Raw genomic sequence first — 12,887 nt, forward strand, 5'->3', positions numbered from 1 at the left:
GGGCCGGCAACCCCGGCCCGCCGCGTCACCGGCGCATTCTCACTTGGTGGTGACCGGGAGATTGGCGTTGCGCCACTCCATCATGCCACCGGTCAGCCGTGCCAGCTGGAGCTCCTCACGGTTGGGAACCTCCTTCACGGCCATGCCGGAATGCTGGCCCGCCTTGTCCACGAGGATAATCAGTTTGTCCTGGTGTTTCCGGAGCTGGTTCCCACTTTCCTTAAGTTTCGCCATGGGAATGTGCTCGGCACCACGGATGTGACCCTCGGAAAACTCTTTCTTTTCACGGACATCGACCACGACGGCCTCGTCACGGTTGAGCATGAGAACCGCTTCCTGGGGTGCCACCTTGCGCCCGGCGCGGCTGCTCTCCACCCAGAAAAGCGCCAGCAGCAGCACAAAGAAGGCACTGACCAGCATCCAGTGATTGACGACAAACTCAAATAGCTGTTGGATCATTCTGCGCCACACCTGTGTCCGGGCCACGCGGCCCTGTTCGTTCAGCGGCGATTATACACAGGGCCCGGCAGCGACGACAGGTGCGCCAATGGCCGGGGCACCCGTAATCAGGTTAGAATCAGGCCCTTTCGAGGCAACCCGGAACCCGAACACATGAGTGACAGACCTCAGACAACCGCGCTCATCATCATGGACGGCTGGGGCCAGCGTGAGCCCACCGACGACAACGCCGTCAGTCTTGCCCATACCCCGGTCTGGGACCGGCTCTGGGCGGAATGCCCGCGCACGCTGCTCAACACCAGCGGCCTGGCGGTGGGCCTGCCCGAAGGCCAGATGGGCAACTCCGAGGTCGGCCATATGAACCTGGGCGCCGGCCGCGTCGTCTACCAGAGCCTGACCCGCATCAGCCGTGACATCGAGAACGGCACCCTGGCGGAGAACCCGGTGCTCGGCGGCGCCATCCGCAGCGCCATCGCCGCCGACGGTGCCGTTCACGTGATCGGCCTGCTCTCGCCCGGCGGCGTGCACAGCCACGAAGAGCACCTGTTCGCCGCCTGCCGCATGGCCATGGCACAGGGCGCGCGCTACGTCTATATCCATGCCTTCCTGGACGGCCGTGACACACCCCCGCGCAGCGCCCGCGAATCCCTGGAAAAGGCGGACCGCCTGCTGCAGGAGGCGGGCGTCGGCCGCGTGGCCTCGGTCATCGGCCGCTATTTCGCCATGGACCGGGACAACAACTGGGACCGCATCGAAAAGGCCTACAACCTGCTGACCCTGGGCGAGGCCGAGCACCGTTGTGACTCCGCCGTGGCCGCGCTGGACGCCGCCTATGAACGCGGCGAGGACGACGAGTTCGTGGCCGCCAGCGTCATCGCGGCGGAAGGCGAAGCGCCGGTCACCATTGATGATGGCGACGCGGTGCTGTTCATGAACTTCCGTGCCGACCGCGCCCGCCAGCTGGCGCACGCCTTCGTGGACCAGGAATTCACCGGCTTCGCCCGCCGCAGCGAACCGCGCCTTTCCGACTTCGTGATGCTCACGGAATACGAGGCCAACCTGGACACCAGCTGCGCCTACCCGCCCGAGTCCCTGCCCAACATGCTGGGCGAATACGCCAGCAACCAGGGCCTGAAGCAGCTGCGCATCGCGGAGACGGAAAAGTACGCCCACGTCACCTTCTTCTTCAACGGCGGCCGGGAAGAACCCTTCCCTGGGGAGGACCGCATTCTGGTGCCCTCCCCCAAGGTGGCCACCTATGACATGCAGCCGGAAATGAGTGCCCCGGAAGTCACGGACAAGCTGGTCGAGGCCATCAACAGTGGCCAGTACGACCTGGTGATCTGCAACTACGCCAACGGCGACATGGTCGGGCACACCGGCAGTATTGAGGCGGCAAGCAAGGCCGCCGAGGCGGTGGATGAAAGCGTCGGGCGAGTACTGGAAGCCCTGAAGGCCAATGGCGGCCAGGCCCTGGTGACCGCCGACCACGGCAACTGCGAACAGATGCGCGATCCGCAAACCGGCCAGGCGCACACCGCCCATACCACCCTGCCGGTCCCGCTGGTGTACGTAGGCGACCGGAAGCTCAGCCTCCGGGATGGGGGCGCGCTCTGCGACATCGCCCCGTCACTGCTGAGCCTTCTGGACCAGCAGCAGCCCGCGGAGATGACCGGCCAGACGCTGATCCAGCCCGGGGCCTGAGATGCGCCGCGTCGTTCTGGCGATGCTGCTCGGGACGGCGTTCGCGGCTCCGGCACAGGAGGATGAGCAGGCTGCCCGCGAGCGCCTTGATGAGGTAAAGGAAGCCATCGAGTCCGTATCCCACTGGCTCGAGGATGCCCGCGCCAACGAGGACGCCCACCTGACCCGTCTGCGGGAGGCCGAAGAAGCCGTGGCGCGCAGCCAGCAACGCCTCAACGAGCTCAACTCGGACATCGGCGGGCTGGATGATGAGCTCGCGCAACTGGAACAGCGCAACCGGGAGCTGGAAGCCGAAGCCGAACGCGGCCGGGAAACCCTCAGGGAAGTCGTCCGTTCCGCCTGGCGCCAGGGAGACCAGGCCGCCCTGCGGCTGTTCCTCTCACAGCAGGACCCCGGCGAGGCCGCCCGCCTGCTGGAATGGCACCAGCGCCTCGGCAATCACACCCGCCAGCAGCTGGCGGACCTGGCGGATACCATGGAGGCCCTTGAGCGTAACCGCCGGGAAACAGAGGCAACACGCGAGCAGCTGGCCTCAAAGCGCGATCAGGCCCGGGAGCAGCGCGATGAGCTCCAGCAGCGCCGCAGCGAGCGTGAACAGCGCCTCGCGGAACTGCGCCAGCGCATCAGTGAGCGCGAAAGCCGGCTGGCCTCCCTGCGCCAGGACCGTGAGCGGCTTGAGGAGCTCCTGGAGGAAATGGCAGCGTCCATCTCCAGCATTGAAGCCCCCGAAGACATCCGGCCATTTTCCGAACTGCGTGCTAGACTGCCATGGCCATTGGAAGGAACCGTCAGCAACCACTTCGGGAATGCGGTCGGTGACAGTGGCATGCAGGCCAATGGCATCCGCATCCGTGCGGACAAGGGCACGCCCGTGACAGCCGTGCACTACGGTCGCGTCGTCTTTGCCAACTGGTTGCGCGGGTTCGGGCTCATGATCATCATAGATCATGGCGACGGCTTCATGAGCCTGTACGGAAACAACGATACCCTGAGCCATTCGGCCGGCGAATGGGTCCAGGCCGGCGAGACCATCGCCCGCACCGGTAACAGTGGCGGGCGTTCCCGATCCGGTCTTTACTTTGAGATACGTCATAACGGCCAGCCGGAGAATCCCGAAGCCTGGCTCGAATAGCACTGAACAGGAACGCAGCGCCCATGCGACACAGCTCCCGGAACCCCGTCACCACTATCGCCCTCAGCCTGGTGCTGACGCTGACCGCCCTCCCTGGCGTCGCGGCCGAGCCCATGGAGGGCGATGACGACACCCCGACCCGGAACATCGATAAAGAACCCCCCGTGAACGGTCAGACCAGCGAGCTGGAAGTCCAGCTTGCGGATCCGGAGAAACAGCTTCCGCTGGATGAGCTGCGCAAGTTCACCGAGGTGTTTGAGCGCATCAAACGCGGCTACGTTGAGGAGGTCAGCGACAAGGAACTCCTGAACAAGGCCATCGACGGCATGCTTTCGGGGCTTGATCCCCACTCCGCCTACCTGAAACCCGAGGCCTTCTCCCAGCTGGAGGAGAGCACCTCCGGAGAGTTCGGAGGGCTCGGCATCGAGGTTGGCATGGAGGATGGCTTTGTCAGGGTCATCTCCCCGATCGATGGCACCCCCGCGCAGGAAGCCGGCATCCAGGCAGGGGACCTGATCATCGAGATCGACGGCACGCCGGTTAAAGGCATGAGCCTGGAGGAGGCGGTCAAGGAGATGCGTGGCGAGCCGGGCTCCGAGATCACTCTGAGCATCGGCCGTGACGGCGAAAGCAGCCCCATTGAGGTGACCATCGAGAGGGCCATCATTGAGGTGGACAGTGTCCGCTCAAGCATGCTTGAACCCGGCTACGGCTATATCCGCATCAGCCAGTTCCAGCAGAACACCGGAGAGGAATTCAAGGCCGCCTATGAAGACCTTGTGAGCAGCCATGGGGATGAACTGGACGGGATCGTGCTGGATCTGCGGAACAACCCCGGCGGTGTGCTTGAGGCTGCCGTGGATGTGGCGGACTCCCTGATCGATGAGGGGCGGATCGTGTACACCAAGGGCCGGATCGAGAGCAGCCAGCTGAGCTTTGAGGCCAGCGCCGGCGGCATTGCCGAAAATGTACCCATTGTGGCCCTGATCAATTCCGGATCGGCCTCGGCCTCGGAAATCCTGGCCGGCGCGCTCCAGGACCAGCGCCGCGCGGTGATCATGGGTACCAAGTCCTTCGGTAAGGGCTCGGTTCAGACGGTCATGCCGCTGGGCGACAACCACGGCATCAAGCTCACCACCGCACGCTACTACACCCCGGATGGGCGCTCCATCCAGGCCAAGGGCATTGAGCCGGACATCGAAGTGCGGCCGGCGGAACTGCGTGATGTGGAAGCCGCCCGCCGGTTCAGCGAGGCGGACCTGCCCGGCCACCTTGAGAACGGCCAGACCGGGGAATCAGAGGACGCCAGCAGCGATGACAAGGAAGAAGAGGCAAAGCGCAAGGACTACCAGCTGCGCTCGGCACTGAACCTGCTCAAGGGTATGCGGATCCTCACCCCGGAGCAGGGCAGGGTCCCGGAGACGGCGTCCGAGGGGGACAATGGCGAGGCGGAGTGACACAGCCATGCGCCTCACGCTCGGCCTCGCACTCAGCCTGCTGGTGCTTCTGGGCCCCGGCAGTGCAGCCGGCCAGGGCCCGCCCCCGACCATTGCCATCATCATCGATGACCTGGGCCTCGATCAGGAGGCCGGCGCACGCCTTCTCGAGATGGACCAGCCCCTGACGCTGGCCTTCCTGCCACACCGCCCCTATACCCGGGAACAGGCCAGAGCCGCGGCCGACGATGGCAAGGAGGTCATACTCCACGCCCCCATGGCCAATGAGGCCCGCATCGGCCTTGGCCCGGGCGGGCTGGCGGCTGACATGTCCCGTCGGGAAGTCCAGACCACGCTACGCAGCGCACTGGCCTCGGTGCCCGGCGCCACCGGCGTCAACAATCATATGGGCAGCCTGCTCACCCAGGTGGAGGAACCCATGGACTGGGTGATGGACGAACTGGCGGGGCGCGGTCTGCTGTTCATCGACAGCCGCACTACGGCGGCGACAGTGGCGGCAACCACCGCGCTGTCAAAGAATGTCCCCGTCATGAGCCGGGATGTCTTCCTGGACAACAAACGGGATCACGCCAGCATCCACCAGCAGTTCCGGCTGCTGCTCAGGAAGGCACGGGAGAATGGGACGGCCATCGGGATCGCCCACCCGTATGAGGAAACACTGGATTACCTGGAGGCGGTGCTGCCAGAGCTGGACAGGCACGGCTATGCCATTGCCACAGTGAGCCGGCTGTGGTCCATGCGCCACGAAAACCAGCCCCTGCTCCCCGACCTGGCAGACCCACGACTGGTACAGAAGCAGGAGTAACCAGTGGCAGGTTAAAGCCCTTCCGGCGCTGAAGCTCAAGGCGCACGGAGCGCAGAATTCAGCGCCAGAGGGGCTTTAACGCATGACAATGCCGTGATCGCGCATGTACTCCTTCGCCTCGGCGATGGTGTACTCACCGAAGTGGAAGATGGAGGCGGCCAGGACCGCATCAGCGCCCCCTTCCAGCACGCCGTCCACCAGATGCTGCAGGTTCCCCACCCCGCCTGAGGCAATCACCGGTACGGATACCGCATCACTGATGGCGCGGGTCAGGCCAAGGTCAAAGCCACTCTTGGTACCGTCCCGGTCCATGCTGGTCAGAAGGATCTCGCCAGCGCCGTACTCGGCCATCCGCCTGGCCCACTCCACCGCGTCCAGCCCCGTGGCGTTACGGCCGCCATGGGTGAAGATCTCGTAGCGTGGCTCCTCGCCCTCGCCACTGACCCGCTTGGCGTCAATGGCCACCACAATGCACTGGGAGCCGAAGCGCTCGGCGGCCTCGCGCACGAATTCGGGGTTGTGCACGGCGGCGGTGTTGATGCTGACCTTGTCCGCCCCGGCATTGAGCAGGTTGCGGATGTGGCCCACATGGCGAACGCCACCGCCCACGGTCAGCGGAATGAACACCTCGCCGGCCATGCGCTCGACGGTCTCGTAGGTGGTGTCCCGGCTCTCGTGACTGGCGGTGATATCCAGGAAAGTGATCTCGTCGGCGCCGGCCTCGTTGTAGCGCCGGGCGATCTCGACCGGGTCCCCGGCGTCGCGGATCTCGACAAAATTCACCCCCTTCACGACGCGGCCCTTGTCCACGTCCAGACAGGGAATGATGCGGCGTGCCAGGCTCATGACGAGGCCACCGAATCGCAGTAGCGCTGGGCCTCGGCCAGGTCCAGCGTGCCCTCATAGATGGCGCGGCCGGTAATGGCGCCGGTGATGCCGGAATGCGCCACCTGGGCCAGGGCCCGCACGTCCACCATGCTGGAGACACCACCGGAGGCGATCACCGGGATGGAGGTGGATTCCGCAAGCCGCCGGGTGGCGTCCACGTTCACGCCTTCCATCATGCCGTCGCGGGCAATGTCGGTGTAGACAATGGCGTCCACGCCGTCGTTGGCGAAGCGCTGGGCCAGGCTCGTGGCCTCCACGCTGGAGGTCTCCGCCCAGCCCTCGGTGGCCACCATGCCCTCGCGGGCGTCCAGGCCCACAATGATGTGGCCCGGGTGGGCGTGGCACATGGCCGTCACGAAATCCGGGTCGCGCACGGCCTGGGTGCCGATGATGACCCACTGCACGCCCGCATCCAGGTAGGCCTCGACCACCTCGCGCGAGCGGATGCCGCCGCCGATCTGGATCGGCAGGCCCGGGTATTCACGCACGATGGCCCGGATGATTTCATCGTTGACCGGCTTGCCTTCAAAGGCGCCGTTAAGGTCCACCAGGTGCAGGCGGCGGGCACCGGCTTCCACCCAGCGGCCGGCGACCTCCACCGGGTCCCGGGAGAAGACCGTGGAGTCCTCCATGCGCCCCTGGCGCAGCCGGACGCATTCACCGTCCTTGAGGTCGATCGCGGGTATGATCAGCATTACAGAGAACCGTCCCAGTCAATGAAGTTGCGAAGAAGCTGGAGGCCGGCATCGTGGCTCTTTTCCGGGTGGAACTGCACCGCGAACAGGTTGGGTGCGGCCACCGCGGCCGCCAGGTCGACGCCATAATGGCAGCGGCCAGCGAGGTTGGCGTTGCCCTCGGCCTCCACGTAATAGCTGTGGACAAAGTAGAAGCGGCTGCCATCCTCAATGTTCCGCCACAGCGCTGGAGCAGCCGCCTGGAACACCTGGTTCCAGCCCATGTGGGGCACCTTCAGGCGCTGCCCGTCCTCGCGCAGATCATGGCCGAAGAAACGGACACTGGCCGGCAGCATGCCGATCCCCTCCGTCCCCTCGTTCTCCTCGCTGGTGGCCATCAGCGCCTGCATGCCCACGCAGATGCCGAGCAGTGGTTTCTGCTCCACCGCCTCACGCACCCAGTCGTCCACGCCCAGGCGACGGATCTCGGCCATGCAGTCACGCATGGCCCCGACGCCCGGCAGGATCACCCGGTCCGCCGCGCGCACGCGCTCGTACTGGTCCGTGACCGAGACCCGCACTTCCGGCGCCACCCGCTCAATGGCCTTGCCCACCGAGTGCAGGTTGCCCATGCCATAGTCGATGATCGCGACTTCCTGCATCTCAGAGCGACCCCTTGGTCGAGGGCATGGCCCCGGCGGCACGCTCGTCTTCCTCCACCGCCATGCGCAGGGCACGGCCGAAGGCCTTGAACACGGTCTCGATCTGGTGGTGGCTGTTGCTGCCCCGCAGGTTATCGATGTGCAGGGTCACCATGGCGTGGTTCACGAAGCCACGGAAGAACTCCTCGAACAGATCCACATCAAAGCGGCCCACGTGGGAACGGGTGAAAGGCACCTCCATGGTCAGCCCCGGGCGACCAGAGAGGTCCAGAACCACCCGCGACAGGGCCTCGTCCAGCGGCACGTAGGCGTGGCCGTAACGGTTGATGCCCTTCTTGTCGCCCACCGCTTTCGCCAGGGCCTGCCCCAGCGTGATGCCGATGTCCTCGACTGTGTGGTGATCATCGATCTCAAGATCGCCGCTTGCCTGCACATTGAGATCAATCAGCCCGTGCCGGGCGATCTGCTCCATCATGTGCTCGAGAAAAGGCACTCCGGTGTCGAAGTCCGCCTGCCCGGTGCCGTCCAGGTTCAGACTTACCGAGATCTTTGTTTCGAGGGTATCGCGCTCCACGCGCGCCGTCCGATCAGCCATGTCGTTCATCCGCAGGCGTCCAAAACCGCCATTATAGCCCGAAACCGCCCCGCCTTTCAGTGCCTCAGGCGTCGCGGAACGCACTCTTGAGGTTGTCGATGTAGGTATCCACGAAGCCGTTGAACTCGTGCTTGACCACCGGTGAGACGGCCATCTTCATGACTCTGGGGAGCGGCAGCGTCAGCTCGGCTTCAGTCTGGAAGGCGAGCGCGGTCTGGCCGTCGCCGGCGTCCCGCAGGTCCCAGCGGCCACCCACCAGACCGTTGCCCTCACCACGCACCGGCGTCCACTCAATCACGCCCCGGTCACGATCCGACTCATAACGGCAGGCATAGACCGTCTGGATGCTGTACTTATCCACCCCGACCTTTTCCATTTCCCAGCGGTAGGTGTTGTCGCCCAGATCCGTCAGTTCATGGACCTTCGGGAAATAGGACACCGAACGCGGTACATCGGCCAGCAGTTCAAACACCGAATCGTAATCGCCGTCCAGCGTGAACTCGCGCTGGATCTCAATGGCTACCGTAATGGACATGGTTCCGTTCCTGTTGTTGTTCATGAAGCATTGTTTAAACTGCGCGCACCTTCTCCAATTCCCCGCGCCCGGTCAAGACAGAAGATGACGGAGTGGTTCCTCAAGCTCCGGCCATGCGTTATCTTGAGTTACTGAAGCCACTGTCAGGGAACGCAGAATGAAAGCCCTCCGCATCGCACTCATCGCCATTGTCGCACTGGTCATCCTGCTTGTCGCTGCCGTGGGTACGGCCATGATGGTCATCGACCCGAACGACTATAAAGGCCACATCGAACAGGCCGCCGCGGACAACACCAACCTGGAACTCAGACTCAACGGTGACATCCGGTGGTCCTTCATTCCCCTGGGGCTTTCCGTGGCGGATGTGCAGGCGTCGCTGGAGGGCGAGGAATTCGTGGCGCTGGATGAGCTGGTGGCCAGCGTGGACCTGTGGTCGCTGATCACCATGGCGCCCGCGGTCCACACCTTCCAGCTGGACGGCTTCCGCGCCAACCTCATGATGAATGAGGACGGCACCGGCAACTGGACCCGCATCATGCCCGAGAAACCAGAGGGCGAAGCGGCACCCACCGATGAAAGCGCCGCAGAAACGGAACAGACCCTGACCGATGAGTCCGGCAGCGAGCTGATCAGCTTCAATGTGCAGCAAGTCCGGATCAGCAATGCGCAGGTGAACTTCGAGAACCGTCAGTCCGGCCAGTCCTTCCAGCTCAGCAATGCCAGCCTTGAGGCCAGTGACATTGCCCTGGGGCAGGACTTCCCGCTGGAACTGGGGTTCAGTGTCTCGCTCAATGAGCCGGAACTGGATGTGGACGGCACCCTGGCCATGCAGCTCAATGCCGCACAGAACCTGAAACAGTTCTCGATGAGCGGACTCGACGGCGACTTCACCCTTACCGGTGCTCCCTTCAACGGGGAAACCGTGAGTGCGGGACTGAGCGGCTCGGCCAGCGCGGACCTGGACGCGGAAACCGCCAGCGTCAGCGGGCTTATGGCCAGCCTGGAGAATCTGGAGGTGACCTCCAACCTGAACATCCAGGGATTCAATGCCCAACCGGATGTCAGTGGCGACCTGAAAGTGGCCGAATTCTCACCCGCCACACTCCTGGAGCAGCTTGGCCAGCCGGCCATTGAGACACGGGATGATGACGTGCTCTCCCAGGCTGCTTTCGAGACCACCCTGGCCACCCGCGAAGGCATGGTCCGGCTCCAGGAGACCCGCCTCCAGCTGGATGAAACCGAGTTCAAGGGCCAGCTCGGGTACGGACTGGAGAACCAGGCGATCCTGGTCGACCTCCAGGGCAACCGCTTCAACCTGGACCGCTACCTGCCGCCGAAAGCAGAAGACAGCGAGGAGTACACAGCAGAAGCTGATGCCGGGAGCCAGCCAGCGGGCGCCCGTGATTCGGAACTCTTGCCGCTGGAGACCCTGCGTGGCCTCAATCTGGATATCCAGCTTGGCCTTGGCGAACTCATCGCCAGCAACCTGACCCTGACCGACCTACTCGTGACGATCACCGGCAAGGAAGGCCGCCTGTCACTGGATGAGCTCAGCGCCAGGCTCTATGACGGTGGGTTCAACATGACGGCATCACTGGATGCCCGCACCGACAACCCGAAATGGCAGTTCAACAAACAGCTCTCCGGCGTACAGTCCCAGCCACTGCTGATGGACCTGGCGGAGATGGACCTGCTTTCCGGCGGCATGAACCTGAATGCCAGCGGCACCTCCCGGGGTAACAGCATCAACGCCCTGCTGGAGAACTCGAACGGCAAGGCCGACTTCCGGATCGAGGAAGGCGCGATCGAGAACGTCAACATGACGCGCATGGCATGCCAGGGCATCAGCCGGGTGCACGGTGAGTCACTGAGCGTTGAGGACTGGGGTGACAGTACCCCCTTCAACGACATGAGCGGCAACTTCACCATCAACAACGGCGTTCTGGAAAATGAGAACCTGACCGCCGATCTCGCCGGCCTGCGGCTGGAGGGCGACGGCGTGGTGAACCTGATCGAATCCATGCTCGACTACCGCGTGGGCCTGCGTGTCGTGGGCGAAGTCCACCGGGACAACGCCTGCCGCGTGAACGAACGCATCCAGAACGTGATTATCCCGGTGCGCTGCCAGGGCGGCTTCGGGGATGACCCCGCCGGGCTCTGCGGTTTTGACGGCAGCCGCTTTGGCGATGTGCTCAAGTCCATGGCCCGCCAGGAAGTCGACCGCAAGAAGGACGAGGCCGAGCAGAAGGCACGCGAACGCGTCGAGGAAGAGGTCAAGGAACGTGTGGACGAGAAGACACGGGACCGCATCCGGAACCTGTTCAACTGATCATGACGGACTGGTTCGCCGAACAGCTGCTGCAGTGGTACGACCAGCACGGGCGCAAGGACCTGCCCTGGCACCGGGAGCGTTCCGCCTACCGGGTCTGGGTCTCGGAGATCATGCTCCAGCAGACCCAGGTCACCACCGTCATCCCCTACTTCGAGCGCTTCATGGAGCGCTTCCCGACGGTGGAGGCCCTGGCCGCCGCCAGCACGGATGAGGTCATGGGTTACTGGTCCGGGCTCGGTTACTACGCCCGGGCACGTAATCTCCATAAGGCGGCGATCACCGTTGCGGAGCAGTACGGTGGTGCGTTTCCGGAAGAACAGGACACTCTTCAGCAGCTTCCCGGTATTGGCCGTTCAACCGCCGCCGCCATCGTTGCCCAGGCCCACGGCCAACGCGCCGCCATCCTGGATGGCAACGCCAAGCGGGTACTGGCCCGCTACCACGCGGTGGAAGGCTGGCCCGGGAAGACGGCGGTCGCCAACGAGCTCTGGGAACACGCCGAGGCCCATACCCCGGACGAACGCATCCAGGCCTACACCCAGGCCATCATGGATCTCGGCGCCATGGTCTGCACCCGGCGTCGCCCCGGCTGTGCCGCCTGCCCCGTGCGCGAGGGCTGCCTTGGTTACGCCCGCAACAACCCCGAGGCCTACCCAGACAGCAAGCCGAAAAAGGAAAAGCCGGAAAAAAGCGTGTGGATGCTGGTGATCGAGGACGGCGAGGGCCGGATCCTGCTGGAACAGCGCCCGCCCAGTGGCATCTGGGGCGGCCTGATGAGCTTCCCGGAGGCCGATCCGGCGCTCCAACCGGAGGAGCTGCCGGAGCACTGCGAGCGGTCACTCGGTCTTGAAACCTCCGAGCCCGAAACACAGGAATCTTTCCGGCACACCTTCAGCCACTACCATCTCTGGATCCGGCCGGTGCGGCTCACCGCCATCAGTACCCAGGCGCTTCAGGATGACCGCAGCCGCTCCTGGCTCCACCGGGAGAACGCCCTTGATGCAGGACTGCCGGCGCCGATACGCCGGCTTCTGAGCTGACAAGCCTCAGGCCTTCGGCAGTGCCGCCATCACTGCCTCACACACCTCCTCCATCGAGCGACCGTCACAGGTTATAGCAACGTCCGCGTAGCGCCGGTACAGATCCAGGCGCTCTTCAAACAGATCCTCGATGGTCTGATCCGGCCGCTTGGAAATGCCCCGCAGGCTGTAGTCGCCGATACGCTCCCGCACGGTTTCCAGGGAGACATCCAGGAAGACCACCACACTGCTGGTCTTCAGGTGCGCCATACCCGCGTCGCTGTAGACCACACTGCCGCCAGTGGCGATAACGTGATTGGAGAGCGAGAGTGACAGCAGCACCTGCTCCTCCACCTCACGCAGCGCCTCGTAGCCGTTTTCATCCACGATGGTCTGCAGCGTGGCCCCCGCACGGCTCTGGATCAGCAGATCGGTGTCCACGAAGTCCCGGCCGCTGGCCTTGGCGAGAAGCACACCGACGGTACTCTTGCCGGAGCCCGGCATGCCGATCAACGCAATATTGGTTTTCGATTCACTCATGCAGCGGTTACCTGGTTACTGCGGCCTTTCCTCCATGATACGCAATCTGGCCTGGGTATGGACCCACCCCCTGGCGGTCCAGCCT

General features: G+C 64.3%; 13 protein-coding genes. 6 read left to right on the top strand and 7 right to left on the bottom strand.

Annotated elements, in window-relative coordinates:
* Window positions 1–39: 39 nt before the first annotated feature.
* Complete coding sequence (locus CK501_RS15765; RefSeq protein WP_198949563.1) at window positions 40–459, bottom strand: rhodanese-like domain-containing protein; 420 nt, start codon at window positions 457–459, stop codon at window positions 40–42.
* A 153-nt stretch (window positions 460–612) separates the two neighbouring features.
* Between CK501_RS15765 and gpmI the strand changes: the two genes are divergently transcribed.
* Genes gpmI through CK501_RS15785 form a run of 4 tightly spaced genes read left to right on the top strand, consistent with a single transcriptional unit; the run spans window position 613 to window position 5,557 of the window.
* Window positions 613–2,163 (top strand): 2,3-bisphosphoglycerate-independent phosphoglycerate mutase, encoded by a 1,551-nt coding sequence (gene gpmI / locus CK501_RS15770; RefSeq protein WP_095618701.1) that lies wholly within the window; start codon window positions 613–615, stop codon window positions 2,161–2,163.
* 1 nt (window position 2,164) lies between these two features.
* Window positions 2,165–3,295, top strand: a complete 1,131-nt coding sequence (locus CK501_RS15775; protein ID WP_095618702.1) for a murein hydrolase activator EnvC family protein — start codon at window positions 2,165–2,167, stop codon at window positions 3,293–3,295.
* 23 nt (window positions 3,296–3,318) lie between these two features.
* A complete protein-coding gene (locus tag CK501_RS15780; protein WP_095618703.1) occupies window positions 3,319–4,752 on the top strand; it encodes a S41 family peptidase in 1,434 nt (477 codons plus the stop codon).
* A gap of 7 nt (window positions 4,753–4,759) precedes the next feature.
* The gene (locus tag CK501_RS15785; protein ID WP_095618704.1) at window positions 4,760–5,557 is read left to right on the top strand and encodes a divergent polysaccharide deacetylase family protein; all 798 of its coding nucleotides are present in this window, start codon (window positions 4,760–4,762) and stop codon (window positions 5,555–5,557) included.
* A gap of 75 nt (window positions 5,558–5,632) precedes the next feature.
* Here CK501_RS15785 and hisF read toward each other — a convergent pair whose 3' ends face one another.
* The 5 genes from hisF to CK501_RS15810 form a co-directional block, all read right to left on the bottom strand.
* The gene (gene hisF / locus CK501_RS15790) at window positions 5,633–6,403 is read right to left on the bottom strand and encodes an imidazole glycerol phosphate synthase subunit HisF (RefSeq protein WP_095618705.1); all 771 of its coding nucleotides are present in this window, start codon (window positions 6,401–6,403) and stop codon (window positions 5,633–5,635) included.
* Window positions 6,400–7,140 carry a 1-(5-phosphoribosyl)-5-[(5-phosphoribosylamino)methylideneamino]imidazole-4-carboxamide isomerase gene (gene hisA, locus CK501_RS15795; RefSeq protein ID WP_095618706.1) on the bottom strand — a complete coding sequence of 247 codons (741 nt, stop codon included), beginning with the start codon at window positions 7,138–7,140 and terminating at the stop codon, window positions 6,400–6,402. Before hisA ends, hisF begins: the two co-directional genes overlap by 4 nt.
* Window positions 7,140–7,781: an imidazole glycerol phosphate synthase subunit HisH gene (gene hisH / locus CK501_RS15800; RefSeq protein ID WP_095618707.1), complete on the bottom strand. Its 642-nt coding sequence runs from the start codon at window positions 7,779–7,781 to the stop codon at window positions 7,140–7,142. The genes hisA and hisH overlap by 1 nt, the downstream gene beginning before the upstream one ends.
* A 1-nt stretch (window position 7,782) precedes the next feature.
* Window positions 7,783–8,376: an imidazoleglycerol-phosphate dehydratase HisB gene (gene hisB, locus CK501_RS15805; RefSeq protein ID WP_095618708.1), complete on the bottom strand. Its 594-nt coding sequence runs from the start codon at window positions 8,374–8,376 to the stop codon at window positions 7,783–7,785.
* 64 nt (window positions 8,377–8,440) lie between these two features.
* A complete protein-coding gene (locus CK501_RS15810; RefSeq protein WP_095618709.1) occupies window positions 8,441–8,911 on the bottom strand; it encodes an SRPBCC family protein in 471 nt (156 codons plus the stop codon).
* A 157-nt stretch (window positions 8,912–9,068) separates the two neighbouring features.
* Here CK501_RS15810 and CK501_RS15815 point away from each other — a divergent pair, with 157 nt between their 5' ends.
* Both CK501_RS15815 and mutY read left to right on the top strand, forming a co-directional pair.
* Window positions 9,069–11,240: an AsmA family protein gene (locus CK501_RS15815; protein WP_095618710.1), complete on the top strand. Its 2,172-nt coding sequence runs from the start codon at window positions 9,069–9,071 to the stop codon at window positions 11,238–11,240.
* A gap of 2 nt (window positions 11,241–11,242) precedes the next feature.
* Window positions 11,243–12,283, top strand: a complete 1,041-nt coding sequence (gene mutY / locus CK501_RS15820; RefSeq protein WP_095618711.1) for an A/G-specific adenine glycosylase — start codon at window positions 11,243–11,245, stop codon at window positions 12,281–12,283.
* A gap of 6 nt (window positions 12,284–12,289) precedes the next feature.
* Here the strand turns inward: mutY and CK501_RS15825 are convergent, their stop codons facing one another.
* Entirely contained in the window at window positions 12,290–12,802 is a 513-nt protein-coding gene (locus CK501_RS15825) for a shikimate kinase (RefSeq protein WP_095618712.1), read from the bottom strand.
* Window positions 12,803–12,887: the final 85 nt, after the last annotated feature.

Source organism: Halovibrio salipaludis (assembly GCF_002286965.1).
In the GTDB taxonomy this organism is placed as follows: Bacteria; Pseudomonadota; Gammaproteobacteria; order Pseudomonadales; family Oleiphilaceae; genus Halospina; species Halospina salipaludis.